This is a genomic window from Acrocarpospora pleiomorpha, assembly GCF_009687885.1.
GTDB lineage: Bacteria > Actinomycetota > Actinomycetes > Streptosporangiales > Streptosporangiaceae > Acrocarpospora > Acrocarpospora pleiomorpha.
Genome location: NZ_BLAF01000058.1, coordinates 35,772 through 61,118, shown reverse-complemented (window position 1 = coordinate 61,118; position 25,347 = coordinate 35,772). Strand labels below are relative to the sequence as shown.

Annotated in this window: 20 protein-coding genes; 14 read left to right on the top strand and 6 right to left on the bottom strand. The window is 69.0% G+C overall.

All coding sequences use genetic code 11. The annotated features are described in order from the left end of the window. The first annotated feature begins 6 nt into the window (after nt 1–6). Nucleotides 7–960 (top strand): electron transfer flavoprotein subunit alpha/FixB family protein, encoded by a 954-nt coding sequence (locus Aple_RS38560; RefSeq protein WP_155349704.1) that lies wholly within the window; start codon nt 7–9, stop codon nt 958–960. 59 nt (nt 961–1,019) lie between these two features. Here the strand turns inward: Aple_RS38560 and Aple_RS38555 are convergent, their stop codons facing one another. The 3 genes from Aple_RS38555 to Aple_RS38545 all read right to left on the bottom strand — a co-directional run bounded on the left by Aple_RS38555 (nt 1,020) and on the right by Aple_RS38545 (nt 4,505). Then, a complete protein-coding gene (locus Aple_RS38555) occupies nt 1,020–2,198 on the bottom strand; it encodes an MFS transporter (RefSeq protein WP_155349703.1) in 1,179 nt (392 codons plus the stop codon). A 592-nt stretch (nt 2,199–2,790) separates the two neighbouring features. Beyond that, nucleotides 2,791–3,309 (bottom strand): TetR/AcrR family transcriptional regulator, encoded by a 519-nt coding sequence (locus Aple_RS38550; protein ID WP_155349702.1) that lies wholly within the window; start codon nt 3,307–3,309, stop codon nt 2,791–2,793. Nucleotides 3,310–3,350: 41 nt separating this feature from the next. After that, entirely contained in the window at nt 3,351–4,505 is a 1,155-nt protein-coding gene (locus Aple_RS38545; protein WP_155349701.1) for a cysteine desulfurase family protein, read from the bottom strand. Nucleotides 4,506–5,061: 556 nt separating this feature from the next. On the opposite strand from Aple_RS38545, the gene Aple_RS38540 reads away from it, so the two are divergent. Then, nucleotides 5,062–7,266 (top strand): DUF222 domain-containing protein, encoded by a 2,205-nt coding sequence (locus Aple_RS38540; RefSeq protein ID WP_155349700.1) that lies wholly within the window; start codon nt 5,062–5,064, stop codon nt 7,264–7,266. Between the two features lie 238 nt (nt 7,267–7,504). Here Aple_RS38540 and Aple_RS38535 read toward each other — a convergent pair whose 3' ends face one another. Then, nucleotides 7,505–8,533 carry a DUF695 domain-containing protein gene (locus Aple_RS38535; protein WP_155349699.1) on the bottom strand — a complete coding sequence of 343 codons (1,029 nt, stop codon included), beginning with the start codon at nt 8,531–8,533 and terminating at the stop codon, nt 7,505–7,507. A gap of 155 nt (nt 8,534–8,688) precedes the next feature. Between Aple_RS38535 and mnmA the strand changes: the two genes are divergently transcribed. Continuing rightward, on the top strand, nt 8,689–9,765 hold the full coding sequence (mnmA, locus tag Aple_RS38530) for a tRNA 2-thiouridine(34) synthase MnmA (RefSeq protein WP_174889929.1): 1,077 nt from the start codon (nt 8,689–8,691) through the stop codon (nt 9,763–9,765). A gap of 25 nt (nt 9,766–9,790) precedes the next feature. On the opposite strand, the gene Aple_RS38525 is transcribed toward mnmA, so the two are convergent. Further along, nucleotides 9,791–10,420, bottom strand: a complete 630-nt coding sequence (locus Aple_RS38525; protein WP_155349697.1) for an MBL fold metallo-hydrolase — start codon at nt 10,418–10,420, stop codon at nt 9,791–9,793. A gap of 19 nt (nt 10,421–10,439) precedes the next feature. Here Aple_RS38525 and Aple_RS38520 point away from each other — a divergent pair, with 19 nt between their 5' ends. From Aple_RS38520 to ligA, 3 genes are all read left to right on the top strand, one after another. Then, a complete protein-coding gene (locus Aple_RS38520; protein WP_246265045.1) occupies nt 10,440–11,441 on the top strand; it encodes a methionine synthase in 1,002 nt (333 codons plus the stop codon). A 63-nt stretch (nt 11,442–11,504) separates the two neighbouring features. Then, nucleotides 11,505–11,912, top strand: a complete 408-nt coding sequence (locus Aple_RS38515) for a hypothetical protein (RefSeq protein WP_155349696.1) — start codon at nt 11,505–11,507, stop codon at nt 11,910–11,912. Nucleotides 11,913–12,052: 140 nt separating this feature from the next. Further along, on the top strand, nt 12,053–14,239 hold the full coding sequence (gene ligA / locus Aple_RS38510; protein WP_155349695.1) for an NAD-dependent DNA ligase LigA: 2,187 nt from the start codon (nt 12,053–12,055) through the stop codon (nt 14,237–14,239). A gap of 498 nt (nt 14,240–14,737) precedes the next feature. Here ligA and Aple_RS56670 read toward each other — a convergent pair whose 3' ends face one another. Beyond that, nucleotides 14,738–16,135 (bottom strand): glycoside hydrolase family 6 protein, encoded by a 1,398-nt coding sequence (locus Aple_RS56670; protein WP_155349694.1) that lies wholly within the window; start codon nt 16,133–16,135, stop codon nt 14,738–14,740. 325 nt (nt 16,136–16,460) lie between these two features. Here Aple_RS56670 and Aple_RS38500 point away from each other — a divergent pair, with 325 nt between their 5' ends. From Aple_RS38500 to Aple_RS38465, 8 genes are all read left to right on the top strand, one after another. After that, a complete protein-coding gene (locus Aple_RS38500) occupies nt 16,461–18,524 on the top strand; it encodes a putative bifunctional diguanylate cyclase/phosphodiesterase (protein WP_155349693.1) in 2,064 nt (687 codons plus the stop codon). An 83-nt stretch (nt 18,525–18,607) separates the two neighbouring features. Next, complete coding sequence (gene gatC, locus Aple_RS38495) at nt 18,608–18,907, top strand: Asp-tRNA(Asn)/Glu-tRNA(Gln) amidotransferase subunit GatC (RefSeq protein ID WP_155349692.1); 300 nt, start codon at nt 18,608–18,610, stop codon at nt 18,905–18,907. Continuing rightward, complete coding sequence (gene gatA, locus Aple_RS38490; RefSeq protein WP_155349691.1) at nt 18,904–20,394, top strand: Asp-tRNA(Asn)/Glu-tRNA(Gln) amidotransferase subunit GatA; 1,491 nt, start codon at nt 18,904–18,906, stop codon at nt 20,392–20,394. The genes gatC and gatA overlap by 4 nt, the downstream gene beginning before the upstream one ends. Nucleotides 20,395–20,405: 11 nt before the next feature. After that, a complete protein-coding gene (gatB, locus tag Aple_RS38485) occupies nt 20,406–21,893 on the top strand; it encodes an Asp-tRNA(Asn)/Glu-tRNA(Gln) amidotransferase subunit GatB (protein WP_174889931.1) in 1,488 nt (495 codons plus the stop codon). A gap of 90 nt (nt 21,894–21,983) precedes the next feature. Continuing rightward, nucleotides 21,984–22,463 (top strand): NUDIX domain-containing protein, encoded by a 480-nt coding sequence (locus Aple_RS38480; RefSeq protein ID WP_155349689.1) that lies wholly within the window; start codon nt 21,984–21,986, stop codon nt 22,461–22,463. 469 nt (nt 22,464–22,932) lie between these two features. Continuing rightward, nucleotides 22,933–23,358 (top strand): VOC family protein, encoded by a 426-nt coding sequence (locus Aple_RS38475; protein ID WP_218038717.1) that lies wholly within the window; start codon nt 22,933–22,935, stop codon nt 23,356–23,358. A 134-nt stretch (nt 23,359–23,492) separates the two neighbouring features. Then, a complete protein-coding gene (locus Aple_RS38470) occupies nt 23,493–23,900 on the top strand; it encodes a YciI family protein (protein WP_155349714.1) in 408 nt (135 codons plus the stop codon). Then, a complete protein-coding gene (locus Aple_RS38465; RefSeq protein WP_155349687.1) occupies nt 23,897–25,042 on the top strand; it encodes an RNA polymerase sigma factor in 1,146 nt (381 codons plus the stop codon). Before Aple_RS38470 ends, Aple_RS38465 begins: the two co-directional genes overlap by 4 nt. Nucleotides 25,043–25,347 lie beyond the last annotated feature (305 nt).

Below are 25,347 nucleotides of genomic sequence, written 5' to 3'. Positions count from 1 at the left end.
GGTGGCATGGCAGAGATCCTGGTGCTCGTCGAGCACGTCGACGGAAACGTCAAGAAGGTCACCCTCGAGCTGCTGACCCTGGCCCGCTCGCTCGGCGAACCCGCCGCCGTCTGGGCCGGTCCCGGCTACTCCGACGTCGCCAAGGGCAAGCTCGCCGAGTTCGGCGCGGAGAAGGTGTATGTAGCGGATTCGGCCGACATCGTGGACTACGTGGTCGCGCCCAAGGCCGAACTGCTCGCCTCGCTGGTCGCCTCCCGGTCCCCGGCGGCCGTGTTGGTCGCCTCGACCGCGGAGGGCAAGGAGGTCGCCGGGCGGCTCGCCGTCAAGACCGACTCCGGCGTCATCACCGACGCCGTCGGCCTGGGCGAGGGCTTCATCGCCGACCAGTCCATCTTCGGCGGTGGCGTCAACGTGCACAGCCGGGTCAGCAAGGGCACCCCGATCATCGCGGTCCGCCCCAACTCCACCGCCCCCGTACCCGCCCCCGGCGCCGCCACCGAGGAGAAGGTGGACGTCGCCCTGACCGACGCGGCCCGCGCTTCGAAGATCGTCGAGCGGGTCAAGCAGGAGAAGGGCGCCCGCCCCGAGCTCACCGAGGCCGCCATCGTGGTCTCCGGCGGGCGCGGCGTCGGCTCCGGCGAGAACTTCGCCATCATCGAGAAACTCGCCGACTCCCTCGGCGCGGCCGTCGGTGCCTCCCGCGCGGCCACCGACGCGGGTTGGTATCCGCACGCCTTCCAGGTCGGCCAGACCGGGAAGACGGTGTCCCCGCAGCTGTACATCGCGGCGGGGATCTCCGGGGCGATCCAGCACCGGGCGGGCATGCAAACCTCGAAGACCATCGTGGTCATCAACAAGGACCCCGAGGCCCCCATCTTCGAAATCGCCGACTTCGGTATCGTCGGCGACCTCAACCAGGTGGTTCCCCAGCTGACCGAGGAAATCACGAAGCGCAAATAGCCTTGATGGCGACGGCGCCGCTCCGGGTTGGAGCGGCGCCGTCTCCTTTTGTACGGCGGTCATGCCGCGATCGGAAGGCGTTCGTCGGCGGGCTCGATTTCGCTTGTACGGGATCGGGGGAGGAAGCGGGCGACCACGGCGATGAGCACGCCGAGGACGACGGCGGTGACCATGGCCAGCCGGAGGGAGGTCGCGCCGGAGAGGAAGCCGATCAGGACCGGGCCCAGGAGGAGTCCGGCGTAGCCCATCGCGCCGGTCTGGGCGATGGCGGGGCCGGGGGTGGCGGATGCCGTACCGGCCAGGGAGAGGGCCATGGGGGAGATCATCGCTACGGCGACGCCGACGAAGAGCATGCCCGCCACCGCCGCCACGGGGGAGGCGACCAGGATGACCGTGCCGTAGGTGGCCGCGGTGGCGAGGCCGGAGAAGGCGATCAGGCCGGGGGCGCCGAACCGGAGGCGGAGCCGGTCGCCGGAGAGGCGGCCGAGGAGCATGCCGCCTTCGAAGATGGGATATCCGAGCGCGGCCAGGGCTTCTGGGGCGTTGAGCGCGTCCCGGAGGTAAAGGCCGTTCCAGTCGGCGACGACGCCTTCCACCATGAACGCGCCGAACGTGATGGCGCCTAGGAGGTAGACGACGCCGGGCAGGCGCTGCCGGGTTCCGGCCTCCGCCGTGCGGATGCGGTCGTTCAGGTAGAAACGGCTCAGCGCCATCGAGGCGGGGAGCGAGATCAGGGCGATCAGCAGGATGTGCGCGGTGAGCGACAGTCCGGCGGCGATCGCCGCGGTGCCCAGCAAACCGGCGGTGATGGCGCCCACGCACCATCCGGCGTGCATTCCGCTCAGCAGCGGCCGACCGGCTCGTCTTTCGACCGCGGAGCCCTGGGCGCTCATGGCCACGTCCACGGCCCCGAAAGCCATCCCGAAGGCGACGGAAGCCACCACGAGCACCGGAACCGACCAGGCGAACGCGACCAGCGCCAGCGTTCCCGCGCAAAGCGGCGCGGAGACGCGCAGAACACCCCGGCTACCGACGCGGCCCATGATCCCGCGCATCGCCTGCATGGTCACCAGGGCACCAAGCCCCCAGGCAAGCAAGACGATCCCGACCTCCGCCTCGGACATACCGAGTTCGTCGGTCAGCGCCGGAATCCGGACGGTGTACGTCCCGCACATGACTCCAGCCAGGACAAAGGTGAGGATCGCCCCTAACCGAGCAGTCCTCAGGGCGCGCGTCATTACAAGCTCCTTCCATGATCGGCCGAGAACTCGGCCGCGAAATTGTGGGGATATGCGCTGCAAGCGCGCGTTAGGTCGACTTATTAAAGAAAGTCGTGATCTGGGCTACCGCAGCGGCAGGGCGATTTCGAAGTTTCGCGCCTGAGTGGTTTGCCCGGATTCACGATCGAGGAAGAGGGCTCAATGTCGGCAGATTCTGGTGGCTCCCAGCAGGTGCCGCGGAGCGGGTCTTGCGGCGATCAAGCTCCCGTGATCGGCCCTGACGGCGCTATCGTGCTCGACGAACACGGCAACCCCGTTATGCGACCGGTCAAGCCATCCTCAGCTATGACAGATCCCCCAGGGACCACCCGACAGATTCACCAAGACGACGACGGGCATATCGGCGAATATGTCCGGCTCCCGCCACAGCGACCAGGGCGCACCTGATCATCCAGCCCCCGAAATTTCGTGATATTGGTCGGATCGTGTAGCGAGCCGGCTAACTCGCGTCGGGTGGGCAGGTCATCGGATCTGGGTGAGCGGAGGACGGTTGCTGGCCACGGCTCTCCTCGCGCAGTGGGGGCATGTTTCCACAGGGCTCTTTGGGGAGCTAATGCACGAGGGAGAGAAGGCGCTCGCGGAGGCCGGGGAAGTCGCCTTGGTGAGGGCGGCCAGGGTCGAAGATCGTGGGGCATTGGGTGGCGGCTTCCCAGACGCCTTCGCATGCCAGCCGTACGATGCGTGACAGCACCGGGTCTGGCTCGGTGGCCAGGTCGTGGGTGTGCCACCGGGCCATGGCCTCGCGGAGTGGCACCAGGAGGGCGGGGTCGCCCGCGGCTCCGGTGGCGACGGCCCAGCGCCTGAGCCGGCCGCTCTGGACGGCGACGAAGGTGGCTTGCACGTATGCCCGGGTGTAGCAGGTTTCGTCCTGAGCTGCGACGAGCGCGTCGAAGTCCGCGATGAGCCGGTCGATCATGCCTGCTACCAGGGCGTCCTTGGTCTTGAAGTGATAGAGCAGCCCACCTTTGCTGACCCCGGCACGTTCGGCGACCGCGGCGAGGGTGAGCGCCTGAACGCCGTGGTCGGCCAGCAGGCCTTCCGCAGCGTCAAGTAGCTCGTCCCTTTTCATGTTATCTACTGTACCGTCTGGACGGTTAAGTCACAAATTCATCAAGTGAGGCCTGCGCGGCGGGCGCGCTCCACCACCACGGCGATGACGTCGGCCACGCGGTCCACGTCGGACTGCGTGGAGGTGTGGCCGAGGGAGAAGCGCAGCGAGCCGCGTGCCCGGGCGGTGTCCTGGTCCATGGCGAGCAGGACATGGGACGGCTGGGCCACCCCCGCCGAGCAGGCGGAGCCGGTGGAGCATTCGATGCCCTTGGCGTCCAGGAGCATGAGCAGGGCGTCGCCTTCGCAGCCGGGGAAGGTGAAATGGGCGTTGCCGGGGAGGCGGTCGGTCGGGTCGCCGTTGAGGATGACGTCGGGGACCGCTTGCCGTACCCGACTGACCAGGTCGTCGCGGAGTGCGGCCAGGCGCGGGGCCTGCTCTGGGCGCCGGTCCACCGAGGCCTGTACGGCTGCCGCGAAACCGGCGATAGCGGGCGCGTCAAGGGTGCCGGAACGGACATCACGCTCCTGGCCACCGCCATGGAGCACTGGCACCGGATCGACGCCACGCGCCAGCAACAGGGCGCCGACCCCCATCGGGCCGCCGACCTTGTGCCCGGAAATGGTCATCGCGTCCACCCCGGACTCGGCGAAGTTCACCGGCAGCTGGGCGATCGCCTGGACCGCGTCCGAATGGATGGGAACGCCGTGCGCGTGCGCGATCGCCGCCAGTTCTGGAACCGGCTGAATCGTGCCCACCTCATTGTTGGCCCACATCACGCTGACCAGGGCGACATCATCAGGATTAGCGTCAATTGCCGCCCGCAGCGTATCCGGATGCACCCGCCCCTGCGCGTCCACCGGCAGCAACTCGACAACCGCGCCCTGGTTGTCGGCCAGCCAGTGCGCCGGATCCAGCGCCGCATGATGCTCCACTGCACTGATCAGAATCCGAGGCCGCTTCCGCGCCCAGAACAACCCCTTAATCGCAAGATTGTCCGCCTCGGTCCCTCCCGAAGTGAAAACCACCTCACTGGGCCGGGCCCCCAACGCGCAAGCAATCGTTTCCCGAGACTCCTCGACCACCCGCCGAGTCCGCCGCCCCGCCGCATGCAACGACGAAGCATTCCCCACCTGGTTCAACTCGGCCACCATGGCACCGACCGCCTCAGGCAACATCGGCGTCGTCGCAGCATGATCCAGGTACGCGGTCCCCACGACCCCTCCGTTCAAAACGCACAACCAATTAAGCGTACTGTGACCCGCTCCCTACCTCCGAGCCGGGCAGATCTCCACCCCACGAAACACCTGCGAGAAGTGAACGGTTCTCCCCACCCGCCCATCCTTTATTTCCCTGCGGGCTCCGCTCGGGCTCCGCTCGGGCTCCGCCCGCCCCGGCCCGCCGTGGTCGCCCTGAGGAACAGCAACCACGGCGCGGACGCGCTCATCTTGATCGCTCCGGGCTCCGCCTGGGCCCTCCTCGCCGTGGACTCGCCCACCCACTACGCCCAAGACCGGACCGAACACCAAGGTCACAGTGCCACCCGACAGGCCTGTTCTTCGCGGGTTGGGGGTCTGCGAGTTGGTGCTGTTCTTGATCGGGCGTGGCGGATGGTTGTCGGGTGACGGCAGGCAGGGCCGGTTGGTTGGTAGATCTTTTCGCGGGGTGTTTGACCTGCGGTTTTGTCGTGGATCATGGCCGGGTTTGTCGGAGCTGCTGGATAGCCTGAGGGCAGCTGTTCGGATCGGCTGGAGCGAGAGGGGGGTGTCTTCCGTGCTCGGGTTTCCGTTCGATGTGCGGGATCCCTCCCGTGGGGGTGCCTGCGAACGCGAGCTGCCCGCGTTGCTGAAGGGGACGGTGCTGGACCCGGAGTACGTCCCGCCCCCACGTTCCACCGACGACGCCCACGACCACGCCCACGACGACGCGAAGGGCGGCGCATGGGAGCAGTTCCTCCGCGGCGACTCGACCGACGGCGGCCGCTCGACCGACGGTGGCCGCTCGACCGACGGTGGCCGCTCGACCGACGGTGGCCGCTCGACCGACGGTGGCCGCTCGACCGACGGTGGCCGCTCGACCGACGGTGGCCGCTCGACCGACGGCGGGCGCTCGACGGCTGACGGCGGTTTGACCGATGGCGCCCGCTCGGCTGATGGCGTGCGCTCGGCTGATGGCGGCGGCTCGGTTGATGGTGGCCGTTGGGCGGGGCCGGAGGATTCGTGCGGGTCGGTGGGTTCTGGGGTGCTGGTGTCGGAGCTGAGGCAGCGCGCGTCCCTGCTTGCGGTGTCCGAGCTGCCCGAGGGTGCCGGGGTGTGTGTGGGTGAGACGGAGGAACTGCTGTTCACCCGGGACCGGTTGGACTCGGCGATCGCCGCGCGGGTGGGGCGGGTGCATGCGGCCGGTGAGGCCAGGAGTGCCGGTAGCGGGGGGCATGCCTCGACCGGCACCTGGCTGCGTGCTTCGGCGGGGATGTCCGGTGGGGCTGCGTCGGCTTTGGTCCGGCTGGCGGTCCAGCTGGCCCGGCTGCCCGTAGTCCGGGATCGGTTTGCCGTCGGCACGCTCGCCGAGGGGTCGGTCGAGGCGATCGCGGGGGTCACGGCCCGTCTGAATGATGAGCAGGCGGCGCTGGTGGAGCCGATCTTGGTGGATCTGGCCGATCGCGCGTCCCCGGCGGAGATCGGCAAGGCTGGGCGTTACCTGCGTGAGCTGCTGGACCCGGGCACCCTGGACGATGACGCCGAAGACGACTTCGCCACGCGTTTCCTGCTGGTCCGCCCGTCCAGTACGGGCGGGGTGGAGGGGGAATTCCGGCTGCCTCGTGAGGCCGGCGCCCGGCTGCGTGAGTTCCTTGCCGCTTATGCGAGGCCGAGGGGCAAGGACGAGGATCGCCCGCTGCGGGTCCGTCAGGCCGATGCGCTGTCGGCGCTGCTCAGCAAGAAGGTCACCACCGAATTGCTGGTCCTGGTCCGGGCCGAATCCCTGCCCACCGACCACCCCACCGCTGACCGCCCCACCGCTGACCACCCCACACCTGACGCCGACTCCACCCCTGCGGCCTCCACCGTGGCGTCCGACACCGTTGACGCCGCCACCACCGGGGCGTCCGGCACGCCCGCCACACCCGCTGCGGGGGTATCGCCATCGCAGAGCGCATCCGGACGCGCCGACACCACCGACACCGACACCGACACCGCCGGATCCGGCGGTGCTCGGCCCGGGACACCTCAGGCCGGTGACGGCTCGATCTGCCGCGCGGGCGGTCCTTGCCACACGGGAGGCACGGGTTCGGCCGGGGCGGATACCGACAGCACGGACACCGGTTCGACCGGTGCAGGTACCGGCAGCGCGGGCACGGGTTCGGCCGGGGCAGGTACTGGCAGCGCGGGCACGGGTTCAGCTGGGGTGGGTGCGGGCAGCGCGGGCACGGGTTCGGCCGGGGCAGGTACTGGCAGCACGGACACAGATTCAGCCGGGCCAGGTACTGGCAGCGCGGGCACGGGTGCGGGTGAGGGGCCGGTGCGGGAGGCGTGCGGGACCTGTGGGCATGCGCCGGATCGGCTGGCGCCTGGGCTGTTGATCGCTACCGGGCAGTTGCTGCCGATCTCCGATGTCCACCGGCTGGCCCGTACCTCGAGGCTGGTCCGGATGGTCGTTGATGCCAAGGGCCGGGTTCTGGACATGGGCCGCGCGGTGCGCCTGGCCACGCCCGCGCAGCGGCAGGCCATCCTGGCCCGCTACACCACCTGTTACCGCGAGGGCTGTGCCATCCCCGCGGACATGTCGGAAATCGACCACGTGAAGGGCTGGGCTGAGGGAGGCGCCACCGACCTGGACCAGCTCGCCCCCGCCTGCACCTGGCACAACCGCGACAAAGCAGCCCACCCCGACCGCTACCGCACCCGCCGCAACCACGACGGCACCTGGACCCTGCTCTACCGCAGCAAAACAAGCCGCTTCACTGGACGATTGCGGCGCTGAACCCGACCAGCACGAGCATGCCACCCATCCCGGGCCGGGAACCGCCCGGGCCGACTCCCTGCTCGGTCGGCTCCGCGGGCCGACTCCACGGGCCGACTCTCCGTTTGGTCGGCTCCGACTTCGTCGGGTCCTTCGGCGTGGACAGCGGGATGCCCGCGTGCCGGTCTGCGGGAGATCGCGGCACTAGAACGCATGTGGAACCGGTTCGCCCGCTGCGTCGGCCGCGACTGCCCGTAAATCAGGTCAAGAAGTGGGCTACGGCTGACCAGGATGGGTCGTCGTTGATTGTGATGCGGGGGCGGCCTTCGGGCCAGGTGAGGGTTTTGAAGGTGGGGGCGGTGTTGGCGGTGGGGTTGGCGTAGATGAGGTAGGTGCGGGTGTTTTCGGTGGTGAGGTGGGCGGCTAGGACGGCGTTTTCGGTGAGGGTGGTGGTGAGCTGGGCTTCGAAGGTGGTGAGGGTGGTGAGGGTTTCGGGGGTGGGGAGTCCGTCGGGGTCGCTGCTGCGATAGGGGACGGTGATGGCGATGTGCTGGTCGAATAGGGGGTAGTCGACGGGGCGGAGAGGGTAGCGGGCGGTGGCTTTGAGGGGTTTGCCGGTGCCGGTCTGGCCCTCCATGAGGATCCAGCGGTCGGCGGGGAAACTTTGGGCGACGTCCGCGACCACGCCGGGGAGGTGGATGGCGGGGATGGCGTCGATGGGCTCGAATTCGGCGGCGATGATGTCGCCGATCCAGCGGGCTACCTCGTCTTCGCCGAGAAGCCAGTCGAGCGCGAGCAGCGTGGTCTCCATCCGCGTCTCATCATCGATGTCCTGAAATATCGGGTGGTACGCGGAAACGTTCACCCGGGGCGTACCAGGCGGAACCCGCACCCCCAGCACGAACCGATCCATGCCGAACTGATGCCCGCCCACATCGATGGTCAGGCCGATCGCCTGCGGATTGGCCTGCCGCGACGGATGGAACTCCCACCGCTCGTCGGCAGCGGGCCCCGCCAGCGCCCACCGATGCGCGAACGACCGCAACTCCGGATCACCCGCCGCGCTCACCACCAGCGCGTGCCGCGCCGCGAGCCCCGGCGCGACCTCCCAGATCAACGACGCGTCCAGCGCGGTCACCGCGGGCCCGACCAGTTCGGCCAGTTCCCCCGCCTCACCCGCGTCCACCAGCACGTCCACCCGAGGCCGAGCCTCGTCCCACCAGGTCCAGAAGGCAGCGATCAGCGCACCCGGATCCACCGGCTCGCTCTTGCGCCCGAACAGTCGCATGGCCAGCAATCATCCCAGCCGAACCATCCCCCTGCCAACGCACCCCCAACCAGCCGGATCCCCAACCCACGAGACCTGACGACGAGTGGGATCTCCGGTGTCCCGTGGAAAACCCCGGCGAGTGACTTCGGTGGGGGCGGTAACCTCGAATTGTTATGGGAACCTTGCGTGTGCTCGCTGCCATGTCGGGCGGCGTTGATTCAGCGGTCGCGGCGGCCAGGATCGCCGAGGCGGGTCACGATGTGACCGGCGTTCATCTCGCGCTGTCCGCCAACCCCCAGTCGTACCGGACCGGAGCTCGCGGCTGCTGCACGGTCGAGGACTCCCGCGACGCCCGCCGCGCCGCCGACGTGATCGGTATCCCGTTCTACATCTGGGACATGGCCGAGCGTTTCCATCGTGACGTCGTCGAGGACTTCGTCAGCGAGTACGCCGCCGGCCGCACCCCCAACCCGTGCCTGCGCTGCAACGAGAAGATCAAGTTCGAGGCCGTCCTGGACCGGGCGCTGGCCCTGGGGTTCGACGCCGTCGCCACCGGACACCACGCCCGCCTGGCGGACGGCGTTCTGCACCGTTCCCCCGACCAGGGCAAAGACCAGTCGTATGTGCTGGGCGTGCTCACCCGAAAGCAGCTCAGCCACGCCATTTTCCCGCTCGGCGACTCCACCAAGGCCCAGGTCCGCGAGGAGGCGGCCCGTCGCGGTCTCACCGTCGCCGACAAGCCGGACAGCCACGACATCTGCTTCATCGCCGACGGCGACACCCGAGCCTTCCTCGCCGACCGCCTCGGCTCCACCGAAGGCCCGATCGTCGACGCTCTGACCGGCGAGACCGTCGGCACCCACCCCGGTGCGTACGGCTACACGATCGGCCAGCGCAAGGGTCTGCACCTCGACCGCCCTGCCTCCGACGGCAAGCCCCGCTACGTCCTGTCCATCGAGCCCGTCTCGAACACGGTCACGGTCGGCCCCCGCACGTCCCTCCAGGTCACCTCCATCACCTGCGACAACCCCCTCTGGAACGGCCCGGCCGACCCGCCCGCCACGCCGTTCAGCTGCCACGTCCAGCTGCGCGCCCACGGCGAGGTCTACCCGTGCCAGGCCCAGCTCTCCGGCGACCAGCTCAACATCCACCTGACCACCCCCGCCACCGGCGTCGCCCCAGGCCAGGCCGCCGTCCTCTACACCGGCGACATGGTCATCGGCTCGGCCACCATCTCGTCCGCCTCCTGACCCGCCTGCTCCGCACTTAGCCGGATCAGATCTCGACGGAATCGCCTACGGGGATGCGGCGGATGTCGGTTTTCTGCTTTTCGGCTTCTTTGGTCAGCCAGGTGTCGATCAGGAGCTGGCCGTACTCGTTGACGAGGCCGTCATGGGTGGAGTAAGCGCGGGCCGGCCGGATGGCGCGGAGATATTCGATCATTTCGTACGCCTTGAGCCAGGGCGCATTGGTGGGGACGAGGAGGGTGGGAACGTCCACGCCCGGAGGCGTCAGAGCGTCGCCGGGGTAGAAGACCTCCTCGTCGACGAAGAAGCCGACATTCTGGACGATCGGCAGGTCGGGGTGGTTGGGTGCGTGCCATTCGCCGATGGTCCTGACCGTGAAACCCGCCGTCTCGAAGCTGTCGCCGTCGCGGACGACGTGGATCTTGGCAGGGACGTCGGTGAGCTGGTCCGCCACCGCCTGGCAGGTCCAGATTTCAAGGTCGGGGGAGGCACCGCGGAGCACGGAAACGTCCAGGTGGTCGAAGTGCTCGTGCGTGATCAGGACAGCTTTGGCGTTGTCGAGAAGGCCTGGCCCGCTGAAGGAGCCGGGGTCGATGACGAGGATGGAGCCGTCCTTCTCCAGGTGCCAGCAGGCGTGGCCGAACTTGGTGAGCTTCATACGTCATAAGCTAGAACCTGTGAGTGACAATCCCTGGAACGAGGGCTCGGCGACGGGGGTCGGGTCGCATCCAGGCGAAGATGTCCTGGTTGCGCTGAAGACCGTGTTCGACGAGCTTCCGGTGCCGTACCTGGCGGAGCTTCCCGGCCGGGGAGTCGGCGCGGACGTGATCGGGCGGACGGCGTCGCTGCTGGTCGAGCTGCCCGTCGAGGTGCAGCCGTCGGGGTGGCGGTTCAGCGATCGGCCAGGCCGGGATTTCAAGCGCGCTCGCGATCACCTGCTGCGCGACCTGGACATGCTGGAAGAGGTGTCGCAGGGGTATTCGGGGCCGTTCAAGATCCAGGTGTGCGGGCCGTGGACGCTCGCGGGGAGCATCGAGCTGCGGCACGGCGACAAGACGCTCGCCGACAAGGGCGCGGTCCGGGATCTCGTCGATTCACTCGCGGACGGGCTCGCCGCCCACGTGGCGGACGTGCGGAAGCGGGTTCCGGGGGCCGAACTGATCGTCCAGGTGGACGAGCCGGGGCTGCCCGGGGTGCTGGCGGGAACGGTGCCGACCGCGTCCGGATTCGGGCGCCTGGCCGCCGTGGAGGCCGCCGACGCCGCCGACCGGCTCGGCCGGGTGCTCTCGGTCGCCGACTTCCCGATCGTGCACTGCTGCGCGCCGCACGTGCCTTTTTCCGTTCTGCGTACGGCTGGCGCCCGCGGAATCTCGTTCGACACGGCCCTGATGAGACGCACGGACGAGGACGACATCGGCGCCGCGATCGAAGCGGGAACCGCCTTATTACTTGGCGTGGTCCCGGGTGTGGACACCCGCCTGCCCGCGGTGGACGCGGTCGCGAAACCGGCGGTCGAGCTGTGGCGACGGCTCGGGTTCCGGCCGGAGACGCTGGCCCGGCAGGTCGTGCTCACGCCCAGTTGCGGGCTGGCCGGAGCCTCACCCGCCTACGCGAAGGCCGCGCTGATCCGGTGCCGGGAAGCGGCGCGCGTGCTGCGTGAGGATCCAGAGGCCGAGTAGCCGGCCGCAAGCCGTCTGCAAGCGAGTGCCCGTATCTCTTGATTCGCAGCGAAGGAGAGATACATGCGCGCACTCGTCAGTGCCGGGGTCGCCGCCGCGACTCTGGTGGGAGTTCTGGCCTCCCCGGCGAACGCCTCCGATACGTGGCATTGGGGACCCACGTACTCCACGGACGGCAAGGCCAAGGTGACCAGCGGGAAGATCGTGACCAGGCCGGGGGGCCTCAAGGTCACCGGCAGGCTGTACGACGGGTCCGGGTCCGGGCCCTGTTCCTGGATTCGGTCCAGATACCTCACGGACAACGGCAAGAAGGTCTACAAGAGCTACAAGAACTGTTCGGCCGGTTATCGGAAGATCACGATGAACACCGGATTCGTCCTGTCCATCGAGGCCAAGGTGTGCCGGGGCACCGCGGTGAAGATCACCGGTAAGTGCTCCGCCTATGAGGGGGTCTGGGCGCAGGGCGGGTGAGAGCGAGGGGCCGTGCCCGGCGTCCTCGGGGTACGGCCCCTTCTTCAAGGTCCGGTCTTGGGACGGGCGAATGTCGGTGGCCGGCGCTACCGTTCTCCTGGGATTGGACCTTAAGGATTCGACGAGGAGGGGAGATACGCATGACGTCGCCTGAAGGTGTGTCCGGGGAGCTGTCCGAGCGCCGCGGGCGGCATGCGGAGTTGACCGAGCTGGTCGAACAGGCCAACTGGCGTTACCACGTGCTCGACTCGCCCACCGTCAGCGACGCGCAGTATGACGCGTGGATGCGGGAGCTGCGGGCGATTGAGGAGGAGTTCCCCGAGCTGCGCACGCCGGATTCGCCGACGCAGAAGATCGGGGCGCCGATCTCCACGGATTTCGCCGAGGTCACCCATCTGCAGCGGATGGAGAGCCTGGACAACGCGTTCAACGCGGCGGACCTGGCCACGTGGCAGGTGCGGGCGGAGCGATGGGCCGAGGCCGATCCCGGGCCCTACCTCTGCGAGTTGAAGATCGACGGGCTGGCCATCGCGCTTGTCTACGAGAAGGGGCGGCTGGTGCGGGCCGCCACCCGGGGGGATGGGAGCACCGGGGAGGACGTGACGCCCAACGTGCGCACGGTCCGGGGCGTGCCCGATCGGCTGTCCGGGGATGATGTGCCTGACCTGGTAGAGGTCAGAGGTGAGGTGTTCCTGCCGGTCGCGGGCTTCGAGAAGCTCAACGAGCAGATCATGGATGCGAGGCGGCAGCCGTTCGCCAATCCCCGGAACGCGGCGGCGGGGTCGGTCCGGCAGAAGGATCCGCGGATCACCGCCCAGCGGCCGCTGCAGATGATCGTGCACGGGGTCGGGAAGTGGGAGGGCGCCGCGCCCCCCAAGACCCAGTCGGAGATGTATGACCGGTTGCGGTCGTTCGGGTTGCCGGTCAGCGATCTGTATCGGGTGGTTCCCGGGCTGACCGAGGTGCAGGAGTTCATCAACTACTACAACGAGCATCGGCATGACCCGGCGTATGAGATCGACGGTGTCGTGGTGAAGGTCGACCGCATCGACGTGCAGCGGCAGCTCGGGTCGACCAGCAAGTGGCCCCGATGGGCGATCGCGTACAAGTATCCGCCGGAAGAGGTCACCACCAAGCTGCGCGACATCCAGGTCGGAATCGGCCGGACAGGGCGGGTCACGCCGTACGGAGTGATGGAACCCGTGGTCGTGGCGGGGTCCACGGTCGAGCGGGCGACGTTGCACAACGGTTCGGAAGTAGTCAGAAAGGGCGTGCTGATCGGGGACACGATCGTGCTCCGCAAGGCGGGCGACGTGATTCCGGAGATCGTCGGGCCGGTCTCCGATCTGCGGGACGGCACCGAGCGGGCGTTCGTGATGCCGACCCACTGCCCGGAGTGCGGCACGGAACTCGCGTACGAGCGGGAGGGCGACGCCGACCTGCGCTGCCCCAACACCCGCGCCTGCCCCGCCCAGCTGCGTGAACGCATCTTCTTCGCGGCCGGCCGCAACGCCTTCGACATCGAGGGCCTGGGTTACGTCGCGGCGACCGCGCTCACCCAGCCGCTGCCCCCGCAGGAGCCCCCCGTCCGCACCGAGGCCGACCTGTTCGATCTCACCATGGACCAGTTGCTCCCCATCAGGTCGATCGTCCGCGACCAGGACACCGGCCTGCCCAAAACCGACAAGGAAACCGGCGAGCAGAAGGTGGTCTCCTTCTTCGCGACCATCGCCGGAGCCCCCAGCAAGAACGCCGAGAAGATGCTGGAACAGCTGGAGCTGGCCAAGGCGCAGCCGATCGCGCGCGTCCTGGTGGCTCTGTCCATCCGCCACATCGGCCCACCCACCGCCCGCGAACTGGCCAGCGAATTCCGCTCCATCGACGCCATCGCCGCCGCTTCGGAAGAGGAACTCGCCGCCGTGGAAGGCATCGGTCCCGTCGTGGCCGCCGCCATCAAGGACTGGTTCGCCGTCGACTGGCACCGCGACATCATCACCCGCTGGAAAGCGGCCGGCGTCCGCATGGAGGACGAACCCCCCACCGACCAGGGCCCCCAAACCCTGGAGGGCCTCACCTTCGTCGTCACCGGCACCCTCACCGCCTACACCCGAGACGAAGCCTCCGCCGCCATCACCGTCCGAGGCGGCAAAGTAACCAACTCCGTCTCCAAAAAGACCTCCTTCTTGATCGCCGGCGAAAACGCAGGCTCCAAACACGACAAAGCCACCAAACTCAACGTCCCCATCCTCGACGAGGACGGCTTCACCACCCTCCTGACTGCGGGCCCCGAAGCCGTCACTCCCGAGGCAGTTTCCGCAGAGGACTAGCAGCGCCAGACAGCTCCCGGCTGAGTGGGACGAAACATTGGCCGCTATCAACACGCGAGCGTTCCTGGACTTTGCGGCGCGCCATCCCCTCCAGGCCACGTTCGACCAGGCTGGTCAAGCGCTTACCGATTTGGCGAGGGATCGGGTGAGCGGAGCCGAGGTGCTGCGCGCTGGCGGAAGGTGAGCACGATCCCCCAGGTCCCCGGCGGCGTCCACCGACATCTGCGTGCCCTCGCCGGATCTTCCCGTTCCGGCCGCCGAGAGCCACCTGCGCACCCTGCCGGGAGACATGGCGCCTCGGCGCGAGGTTCCGGGGACGTTAGTCGGTGGTGAAACGGCCAGAGGCCACCTGCGTGCCCTGCGGGGAGAGTGGCGCGCGCCTCGGCGTGAGGTTCCGGGGTGTGGAACGGCCAGAGGCCACCCGGCGCCGAGTTGGTGGCGGGGCCGGGTGGCCTCTGGGGGCGGTCGCGCTCAGGCGTACCAGCCGCGGGAGGGATGTCAGGTGGAGGTGCAGGTGAGAGTGGGAACGGGGTTGGTGCCGTTATGGGTGCCGTTGAAGCCGAATGAGGTGCTGGCGTTGACGGCCAGGTTGCCGTTGTAGTTGAGGTTGTTGACGGTGACGTTGCCACCGCTGATCGTGTGCTGCCCCTGCCACAGCTGGCTGATGCCCTGACCGTTGGTGAAGGTCCAGCGGACGGTCCAGGCGGTGGTGGCGACGGAGCCGCTGTTGCGGACGGTCACGGTCGCGCCGAAGCCGTTGTTCCACTGGTTGGTGATGGTGTAAGTCGCGACGCAGGCCTTACCGCCAGTCGGGGAGGGCGACGGAGAGGGGGAACGCGACGGGGAGGGCGACGGAGAAGGAGAGGGCGACGGGGACGGAGAAGGCGAGGGGGAGCGGGACGGCGAGGGCGAGGGCGACGGGGTGTTGGTGGGCGGCGGGGCGGCGATGGCCAGGTCGTACGCACGCTGCGGCACGAACTGCCCGGCTCCCGCGATACAGCCGTCGGCCTCACCGGGCAGCTTGATCCACAGGAAGGCGTCGATCGCCGAGTCCCCCGTCACGTTGGTGCTCCACGTGCCGGTCGCGCGGCCCGCGGGGTCGCACCACTCGCTGCCGAGCGGCCCGTTGCCGTTGCGGCTGGTGTCGATGACGGCCTTGAGGCGGCTGATGCCGGTGGCCTGGATGATCGCCTTGGCGTACGCGATCTCGGTGCTGCTGGAGCGGTAGTTGGAGACGTTGACCGAGATGCCGTCGGCGCTGTTGGCGATGTCGGCGGCGACGAGCCGGTTGGCGGCCTCGCCCGCGCCGAGCCAGGCCGAGTGGCCGATGTCGAAGTAGACCTTGGCGGCGGCGGAACCGGCCTTGAGCTTCTTGCCGGCGTAGGCCATGGAGGCCCGGGTCTCGGCCTGCTGGGCGCTGCTCTGGCAGTTGGTCATGATCGGCAGCACGTCGGGTTCGAGGATGATCGACGCCGGCCGTCCGGCCAGGCCCGCCGCGATCTCGTCGATCCAGGCGCGGTAGGCCGTGTGGTTGGGCGCGCCGCCGGTGGAGGCGCCGCTGCAGTCCCGGTTCGGGATGTTGTAGACCACCATGATGGGGATCTTTCCGGCCGACGCGGCCGCGCCGACGTAGGTGCTGACCTCGTTCCGTACCGTGGAGGTGTTGGTGGTGGTGAACCAGCGCCCCTGCGGGACCGCGGCGATCCGGTCGCGGATCACGGCGGTCTTGCTGTCGTTCGGGTTGGCGGCCACCCAGCGCGCCGCGTTCGTCTGGGGGTCGACGTAGAACACGGAATCCGCGGCATTCGCCGCGGAGCCGGTGAGCACGGCGGCACCCATCCCGAGTGCGGTGGCCGCGGCGATTACGGCCACCGTCAGGGGCCCTTTACGAAACATGAGGTCTCCGTCCCTGAGGAGTGGGAGCGCTCCCACTAATCTGCAGGGATCTAATCACCAGATCGTAGGGACTAGAAGCCTCAGCGCAATATGGCTGGAGGTCCAACTTGAAACCCGCTGGCAACGACCCCGAAACAGGTATCCGGTCATCTGAAACTTTCACCCCCAAGAGCCCAGATGCCGAGAAGCCACGAAATATCCAGTAACGGAACGTGCCCAACCGGTTTCGCGAAGTGGCCCAGAGGCCGTACCCTCCCATAGTGACCTCTTGGGGGGTTTCTTGCCGATGACAGCAATTGCGCGCCATCTTGCGCCATGCCACGAGATGGCGGATCCGGCCGACACGCGGGACACCGGACCGCGCCTCGGCTCACCCCTGTGGATGTACCTCACCGCGGTGATCACGATCGGCCTCACGGCGCTGGTCGTCGCGCAGATCCGGCTGGGCTTGGGCGAGTTCACCCAGCTCGCGGGGACCGCGCTGTTCTGGATCCTGGTCGTGCTCGTGGTGCTGGGCGAGTTGCGCCCGGTCATGGTCAGCTCGTCCGCGATCGTCGGCGGCACATCCACCTCGACGATGTTCACCTTCGCCGTCCTCATGCACCACGGCCTGTCCGCGGCCGTGCTGGTGCAGGCGGTCGCGGTGGTCGTCAGCGGCCTGGTCCATCGCCGCTCCTGGCACCGCATCGCCTTCAACATCGCCCAGATAACCCTGGCCTGTACGGCTTCCGCCGTCGTCTTCGGCGCGTTCGGCATCCATCCACGCCCCCTCGACACCTGGACCCCCGAGGGCACCGACATCCCGTCCATCGCGCTGGCGGGCCTCGCGTACTTCACGGTGCGGGGCCTGCTCGTCTGCAGCGCGGTCGCCCTGCACGAACGCAAATCCATCATCCGGGTGATCAAGGCCTCCATCGGCCCGCAAGCCCTCGTCTACGGCGCGTTGCTCGGCCTGGCCCCCCTTGTGGTGGTCGTGATGGAACACTCCACCGGCCTGGTGCCCCTGTTCGTGGCCCCGCTGGCGGCCGTCTACTTCACCGCCACGCTCTCCATGCGCCGCGACCACCAGGCCATGCACGACAGCCTGACCGGCCTGCCCAACCGCAAGATGCTGATCCTGCGCACCGAGGAAGCCCTGGTCGAGGCCAGGGAGCACGAGCGGGTCGGCCTCTTCCTGCTCGACCTCGACCGGTTCAAGGAGGTCAACGACACCCTCGGCCACCCGGTCGGTGACCTGCTGCTCCAGATCGTCGCGCACCGCCTCACCCACAGCGTGCGCCCCGGCGACGTGGTCGCGCGCCTCGGTGGCGACGAGTTCGCGGTGCTGCTGCCCTCCATCCGCGACGGCCACGCCGCCAAGGAGGTCGCCTCCCGCCTGCGGGTCGCGCTCACCGAGCCGGTACGCCTGGAGGGCATGACCTTCGACCTGGACGCGTCCATCGGCATCGCGCTCTACCCCGATCACGCGCCCGACTTCGAACTGCTGCTCCAGCGTTCTGACGTGGCGATGTACATGGCCAAGGAAGGCCGTACCGGGGTGGAGTTCTACGTGGCCGAGCGGGACCGGAACTCGCCGGAGCGCCTGAGCCTGCTCGGCGATCTGCGCCGGGCGATCGACCGGGACGAGCTGGACCTGCACTACCAGCCGAAGGTCTCCCTGGAGGACGGCCAGGTCGAGGGCGTCGAGGCGCTGCTGCGCTGGTGGCACCCGGTGCGCGGCCCGATCTCGCCGGTCGAGTTCATCCCGCTGGCCGAGCAGTCGTACCTGATGCGCGAGCTCACCCAGCACGTCATCGACAAGGCCCTCGACCAGGCGGCCCGCTGGTGGCACGACGGCCTGCCGGTGCCCGTCTCGGTCAACGTCTCCGCCCGCGACCTGCTCGACTCCGGGCTTCCCGACCAGCTCTCGGCCGGTCTGGCCCGGCTGGCGCTCCCGCCGAACGCCATCCATCTGGAGGTCACCGAACGCATCCTGATGACCGACCAGGCTTATTCCGCCGACACCATCCGCACCCTGGCCGCCCTCGGCGTCCCGCTGGCCCTGGACGATTTCGGCACGGGCTACTCCACGCTGGTACGGCTCCAGCGCCTCCAGGTCGACGAAGTCAAGATAGACGCCTCATTTGTGCGAAAAATCGGCGAATCGCCGGATGACGAGAGGATCGTGCGATCGATCATCGACCTGGTGCGCTCGCTCGGCCTGCGCGCGGTCGCCGAAGGGGTTGAATCCGCGGAGATCGCCGCCCAGCTTCGGGCCATGGGCTGCGACGCGGGCCAAGGCTGGTGGCTCGCCGAGCCGATGCCCGCCACCGAAGCGGGCGTCTGGCTCCGCGCCCGGCTGCGCCTGCCTCTTCACAACTCGGAACTGGCAATGGACAGCTCAGCCTGAGCGAAAGCGAGAAGCGAGTGCCTGAGCCGCGCCCCTAGGATGGCTGTTGTCCACACGTCCATTCAGAAACGGGTTCGAGACTCATGTCCGCCATAACCCGCGATGAGGTCGCTCACCTCGCCCGGCTGTCCCGGCTGGCGCTGGCCGACGAGGAACTCGACCACTTCGCCGCCCAGCTCGACCAGATCGTCGGCGCGGTGGCCCGCGTCGCCGAGGTCGCCGCCGACGACATCCCGCCGTCCTCGCACGCGCTCCCGCTCACCAACGTGTTCCGTCCCGACGAGGTGCGGCCCAGCCTGACGCCGCAGCAGGCGCTGTCCGGCGCGCCGGCCGTCGAGGACGATCGTTTCCGGGTGCCCAGGATCCTCGGGGAGGAAGCGTGAGCCTCATCCACCGCACGGCGGCGGAGCTCGGCCGGTTGATCGCCACCGGGGAGGCCTCGGCCGTCGAGGTCGCCCAGGCCCACCTGGACCGGATCGCCGAGGTCGAGCCCAAGGTCCACGCGTTCCTGCACGTCGATCCCGACGCGGTGCTCGCCCAGGCGCGCGCGGTGGACGGGCGCCGGGCGGCCGGGGAGCCCCTCGGGCCGCTGGCCGGGGTGCCGATCGCGCACAAGGACGTGTTCACCACCGCCGACATGCCGACCACGGCGGGATCCAAGATCCTTGAAGGCTGGCGCCCGCCGTATGACGCGACGGTGACCCGGCGGCTGCGCGAAGCCGGTCTGGTCATTCTCGGGAAGACCAACCTGGACGAGTTCGCGATGGGCTCCTCCACGGAGAACTCCGCTTACGGGCCGACCCACAACCCGTGGGATCTGACCAGGATTCCTGGGGGATCGTCCGGCGGCGCGTCCGCGTCGGTGGCGGCTTACGAGGCGCCGCTGAGCACCGGGACCGACACGGGCGGGTCCATCCGGCAGCCCGCCGCTGTGACCGGCATCGTGGGCATGAAGCCGACATACGGTGGATCGTCCAGGTATGGGCTGATCGCGTTCGCGTCCTCGCTGGACACGCCCGGGCCGTTCGCCCGCAACGTCCTGGACGCGGCTCTGCTGCACGAGGCCTTCTCCGGGCATGACCCGATGGATTCCACCTCGATCGCCCAGCCCGTGCCCCCCGTGGTCGAGGCGGCCCGGCAGGCGTCGGTGGACGGGCTGCGCGTCGGCGTGGTCAAGGAGTTCGGCGGCGACGGCTACCAGCCCGGCGTGCTGGCCCGCTTCCAGGAGGCCGTCGACCTGCTGGAATCGCTCGGCGCCAAGGTCGTCGAGGTGTCCTGCCCCTCGTTCACGTACGCGTTGCCGGCGTACTATCTGATCGCGCCCTCCGAGTGCTCCTCCAACCTGGCCCGCTTCGACGCCATGCGCTACGGGCTCCGCGTCGGCGACGACGGCACCCGCAGCGCCGAAGAGGTCATGGCGCTGACCCGGGCCGCCGGTTTCGGCCCCGAGGTCAAGCGGCGGATCATGCTCGGGACGTATGCGCTGTCCAGCGGCTACTACGACGCCTACTACGGCTCGGCCCAGAAGGTGCGCACGCTCATCTCGCGCGACTTCGACGCCGCGTTCCACCAGGTGGACGTGCTCGTCTCGCCGACCACCCCGACCACGGCGTTCCCGATCGGCGAGCGCGCCGACGACCCGATGGCCATGTACCTCGCCGACCTGTGCACGATCCCGTCCAACCTGGCGGGCAACGCGGCCATCTCCGTGCCCTGCGGCCGCGCCGACGAGGACGGCCTGCCGGTAGGCCTGCAGATCATGGCCCCGGTCCTGGGCGACGACCGCTGCTACCGCGTCGGCGCCGCTGTCGAGAAGGCGTTCGAGGACCGCTGGGGCGGTCCGCTGCTGAAGGAGGCTCCGGCACTGTGACCGAGACGCTGATGCCGTACGACGAGGCGCTGGCGCAGTTCGAGCCGGTGCTCGGTCTTGAGACGCACGTGGAGCTGGGCACCGCGTCGAAGATGTTCTGCGGGTGCCCGACCACCTTCGGCGCGCCGCCGAACACGCACGTCTGCCCGGTCTGCCTGGCCCTGCCCGGCTCACTGCCGACGGCCAACGAGACCGCGATCGAGTCCACGATCCGAATCGGGCTGGCGCTGAACTGCTCGATCGCCGGCTGGTGCAGGTTCGCGCGGAAGAACTACTTCTACCCGGACATGCCGAAGAACTACCAGATCAGCCAGTATGACGAGCCGTTGTGCTTCGACGGGTATCTGGATGTCGAGGTGGACGGGAAGACGGTCCGGATCGAGATCGAGCGGGTGCATCTGGAGGAGGACACCGGCAAGTCCACCCATGTGGGGGGCGCGACCGGGCGGATCCAGGGCGCGGACTACTCGATCGTCGACTACAACCGGGCCGGGATCCCGCTGGTCGAGATCGTGACCAAGCCGATTCCGGGGACGGATCGGCTCGCGCCGGAGGTCGCGCGGGCGTACGCGACCGAGCTGCGCGAGGTGATGCGGTCGCTGGGCGTGTCCGACGTGCGGATGGAGGAAGGGTCCATGCGGTGCGACGTCAACGTCTCGCTGATGCCGCGCGGCTCCTCCGAGTGGGGGACCAGGACCGAGACCAAGAACGTCAACTCGCTGCGCAGCATCGAGCGGTCGGTCCGCAGCGAGATCGAGCGGCAGGCCGCGATCCTCGCGGACGGCGGGCGGATCGTCCAGGAGACGCGGCACTTCCACGAGGACACCGGCCTGACCACGTCCGGGCGCTCCAAGGAGGAGGCGCAGGACTACCGCTACTTCCCCGAGCCCGACCTGGTGCCGATCGAGCCCGACCCCACGTGGGTGGCCCGCCTCAAGGCCGAACTGCCCGAGCTTCCGTCGGTACGGCGTCGCCGGCTGCAGGCCGAATGGGGGGTGTCCGACCTGGACATGGCCGCCATGCACAACGCCGACGCGTTCGGCCTGGTCGAGGTGACGGTGGCGGCCGGGGCTCCGGCGGCGGATGCGCGCAAGTGGTGGATGGGCGAGCTGGCCCGTCGCGCCAACGAGGCGGGCACGTCACTGGCCGAGCTGCCGATCACGCCCGCTCAGATCGCCCGGGTGACGGAACTGGTCGCCTCAGGTGCGCTCAACGACAAGCTCGCCCGGCAGGTGCTGGAAGGCGTGCTGGCCGGAGAGGGCTCCCCTGACGACGTGGTCGCGGCCCGCGGCCTGCAGATCGTCAACGACGACGGCGAACTGTCCACGATCATCGACCAGGTCATCGCCGCCAACGCCGACGCGGCCGACAAGATCCGCGGTGGCAAGATCGCAGCCGTAGGCGCCCTGGTCGGCGGCGTCATGAAGGCCAGCCGCGGCAAAGCCGACGCCGGCCGAGCCCGCCAACTCATCCTCGACAAACTAGGCGTAACGGAGTAACCCAACCTGCTCGCCCCCACGCCGGGGGCGAGCACTTCCGGGGACGGGGATTTCCGACCGCTCCCGCTGCGCTGGAGTACCGTCAAGGGGGTGGCAGCGCCATATCTGGAACCCAAAGACTGGTATCCCACCCTTCCGACCGCCTACGTGTCGGCGATTGTCCTGCTCACCGACGACCGTGACCGAGTCCTGCTGGTCAAGCCCAACTACCGGGACTATTGGGCGCTGCCAGGCGGCATCCTCGACCCTGACGAGCAGCCCCATGAGTGCGCCGAACGCGAGGTCGTCGAGGAGACCGGCCTGAAGATCGAGGCCCGGGCCCTGCTGGTCGTGGACTTCGTGCCGCCGCTGGGTGACCGCCCCAAACCAATGATCAACTTCCTGTTCGACGGCGGCCTCGTCGCTGATCCCGGCCTGATCCGGTTGCAGACCGACGAACTCGACGACTTCGATTTCTTCAGCTGGAAGGAAGCCTCCGCCCGACTGCCCGACCTCACCGCCCCCCGCATCCCCGCCGCCCGCGAAGCCCGCCAGACCGGCCGCCCCGTCTACCTGCCCGCCACTCGCTAAACGCCCCCCCGCAGCTACGGGACGAGCGACTCGCGCCCATCCGCCAAAGCGGAGGAAGCACGTGCCCACGCACGGAAGTAGCAGGTCAGCCAGGGACAAACCCCCGTCCCCAAATGGCTTGTCTCCATGGGTGGGAAATCCACTGCGGGACGGGCGAAGCCCGGAAGGGGCGATGGCGGGGGCGGGCGGAGCCCGGGGGAAATCAAAGGGCTGGGTGAGTGGGAGGACCACGGGATCAAGCTGCTGCTTGGTTCGGGCGACCACGGGGCGGCGGGGACGGGCGGAGACCGTGGGAAATCAAAGGGTTGGGTGGGAGAACCACGGATCGGCCGTCGCTTCGTTCCGGCGGCCACTTGGGCGGGCGGGGACACCGGGTGTCGAGAATGTGGCGCTGGCTCCGTCCTAGGTACACCAGTGGCCACGACGGGCCGCGCGACGAAGAAGGAGAACCACCATGACGCTCCAGCGGATGGACAACGTCGGCATTGTCGTCGATGACCTTGAGGCTGCCATTGCGTTCTTCGTAGAACTCGGCATGGAGCTGGAGGGCAAAGCGCAGATCGAGGGCCTCTGGGCGGACCGCACCGTCGGACTCGACGGCGTCCGCTGCGACATCGCGATGATGCGGACCCCAGACGGCCACGGCCGGCTGGAACTGGCGAAGTACCACACCCCCGCGGCGATCGGCGCCAGACCGCATAACCCGCCGCACAACACGCTGGGCATGCATCGCGTCATGTTCGCCGTCGACGACATCGAGGACGTCGTTGCCCGCCTGCGCACTCACGGCGCCGAACTCGTCGGTGAGCTGGCCCAGTACGAGGACAGCTACCGGCTCTGCTACGTCCGCGGCCCCGAGGGGATCATCGTCGCGCTGGCCGAGCAGCTCAGCTAACAGCCCGTCGCGGTACGCGGAGTCTGTGAAGTCCGCCAGGAAATATCGCGGTGGCATGTCGAGAACCCGCGCGCGGCTCCGTCCCCGGCAGTGAACACGGCCACAATGGGCCGTACCGCACCAAGGAGAACATGATGGCCAAGTATCTGCTGCTCAAGCACTACCGGGGCGCGCCGGCATCGGTCAACGACGTGCCGATGGCCCACTGGACGCCGGAGGAGATCTCGGACCACGTGCAGTACATGCGGGACTTCGCCGCTCGGCTCGAGGGCACCGGCGAGTTCGTCGACTCTCAGGCGCTCTCCCCGGAGGGCACGTTCGTCCGCTACGACGGCGAGGGGCGGCCGCCGGTCACCGACGGCCCGTTCGCGGAGACCAAGGACCTGATCGCCGGCTGGATGGTGATCGACGTCGAGACCTACGAGCGGGCGCTCGAACTGGCCGGCGAACTGTCCGCGGCTCCGGGTGCGGGTGGCAAGCCCATCCACGAATGGCTCGAGGTGCGCCCCTTCCTGGCCGAGCCGCCCACGGTGACCGAGTGAACGAGTCGCTGCTGCGGGAGCTGGTGCCCGCGGTGATCGGCGTCCTCGTCCGTCGCGGAGCCGACTTCGCGGCGGCCGAGGACGCCGCGCAGGACGCCCTGGTCGAGGCCGTGCGCGCATGGCCGGACGACCCGCCGCGGGATCCCAAGGGCTGGCTGGTCACCGTGGCCTGGCGTAAGTTCCTCGACGCCGCCCGCGCCGATACCTCCCGACGGCACCGCGAGATACGCATCGAGGGCGAGCCCATGCCCGCCCCGGGCGAGGCGGCGGACGACACGCTCCGGCTGTACTTCCTGTGCGCGCATCCGTCCCTGACACCGGCCTCGGCCGTCGCGCTCACGCTGCGCGCGGTCGGCGGCCTGACCACGCGGCAGATCGCGCGGGCCTACCTCGTGCCGGAGGCGACCATGGCCCAGCGGATCAGCAGGGCCAAGCGAACCGTCTCGGGCGTCCGGTTCAACCAGCCGGGGGACGTCGCCACCGTGCTGCGCGTGCTCTACCTGGTCTTCAACGAGGGCTACTCCGGCGACGTCGACCTCGCCGCCGAGGCGATCCGGCTCACTCGCCAACTGGCGGCCAAGACCAGCCACGAGGAGGTCGCGGGCCTGCTCGCGCTCATGCTGCTGCACCACGCCCGGCGCCCGGCACGGACCGGCCCCGACGGCAGGCTCGTGCCCCTCGCCGAGCAGGACCGCGGCCTGTGGAACACCCGCCTGATCGCCGAGGGCATCGACGTGCTCCAGATCGCTCTCACCCGCGACCGCCTGGGCGAGTTCCAGGCCCAGGCCGCCATCGCCGCGCTGCACGCCGACGCCCTGACGGCCGAGGAGACCGACTGGGTGCAGATCGTCGAGTGGTACGACGAACTGGTGCGCCTCACCGACAGCCCGGTGGCCCGCCTCAACCGGGCCGTCGCGGTCGGCGAGGCCGACGGCCCGCGGGCCGGCCTGGCCGCCCTGGCGGAGCTCGACCCCGCCCTGCCCCGCCACACCGCCGCCGCGGCGTACCTGCACGAGCGTGACGGTGACCCAGTCACTGCGGCACGCCTCTACGCCGAAGCCGCCCGATCAGCGCCCAACCTCCCCGAACGTGACCACCTCACGCGACAGGCCGCACGGCTCAACGCGCAACTGCGCGGTTGAGCGGCGGGCGCCAGGCATTCACCGCCCCGATAGCGACGGTCTGCTCACCCTGTTGGCTGGCCGGACCGGGTCACTTGCCGTTCAAGAGGCCGATATCCCGTGCACCTCGCTCCTGACCGCAAGAGGAACCCCTTCCGTACACCTGCTGATGTGCTGATCAGCGGACCGCAGCCTGGGCACGAGCCTGAGTTTGGATAACGCTTTCTGCCGAGATCGGGCGGCTAGATCCCGGTGTCCCGGTCTGAAACTTTCCGAATTCCGAAAGCGTTTACCGTGACCGCGGCGGGCTTCCGCCGACGCTTGTT

Bases quoted from the DNA above. Each gene is read 5' to 3' on its own strand.
- gatB (WP_174889931.1), top strand. From the start codon at position 20,406: ATGCCGTACGACGAGGCGCTGGCGCAGTTCGAGCCGGTGCTCGGTCTT.
- gatC (WP_155349692.1), top strand. From the start codon at position 18,608: ATGTCCGCCATAACCCGCGATGAGGTCGCTCACCTCGCCCGGCTGTCC.
- Aple_RS38560 (WP_155349704.1), top strand. From the start codon at position 7: ATGGCAGAGATCCTGGTGCTCGTCGAGCACGTCGACGGAAACGTCAAG.
- Aple_RS38475 (WP_218038717.1), top strand. From the start codon at position 22,933: ATGGACAACGTCGGCATTGTCGTCGATGACCTTGAGGCTGCCATTGCG.
- Aple_RS56670 (WP_155349694.1), bottom strand. From the start codon at position 16,135: ATGTTTCGTAAAGGGCCCCTGACGGTGGCCGTAATCGCCGCGGCCACC.
- Aple_RS38550 (WP_155349702.1), bottom strand. From the start codon at position 3,309: ATGAAAAGGGACGAGCTACTTGACGCTGCGGAAGGCCTGCTGGCCGAC.
- mnmA (WP_174889929.1), top strand. From the start codon at position 8,689: ATGGGAACCTTGCGTGTGCTCGCTGCCATGTCGGGCGGCGTTGATTCA.
- Aple_RS38525 (WP_155349697.1), bottom strand. From the start codon at position 10,420: ATGAAGCTCACCAAGTTCGGCCACGCCTGCTGGCACCTGGAGAAGGAC.
- Aple_RS38500 (WP_155349693.1), top strand. From the start codon at position 16,461: ATGGCGGATCCGGCCGACACGCGGGACACCGGACCGCGCCTCGGCTCA.
- ligA (WP_155349695.1), top strand. From the start codon at position 12,053: ATGACGTCGCCTGAAGGTGTGTCCGGGGAGCTGTCCGAGCGCCGCGGG.
- Aple_RS38555 (WP_155349703.1), bottom strand. From the start codon at position 2,198: ATGACGCGCGCCCTGAGGACTGCTCGGTTAGGGGCGATCCTCACCTTT.
- Aple_RS38515 (WP_155349696.1), top strand. From the start codon at position 11,505: ATGCGCGCACTCGTCAGTGCCGGGGTCGCCGCCGCGACTCTGGTGGGA.
- Aple_RS38470 (WP_155349714.1), top strand. From the start codon at position 23,493: ATGGCCAAGTATCTGCTGCTCAAGCACTACCGGGGCGCGCCGGCATCG.
- Aple_RS38535 (WP_155349699.1), bottom strand. From the start codon at position 8,533: ATGCGACTGTTCGGGCGCAAGAGCGAGCCGGTGGATCCGGGTGCGCTG.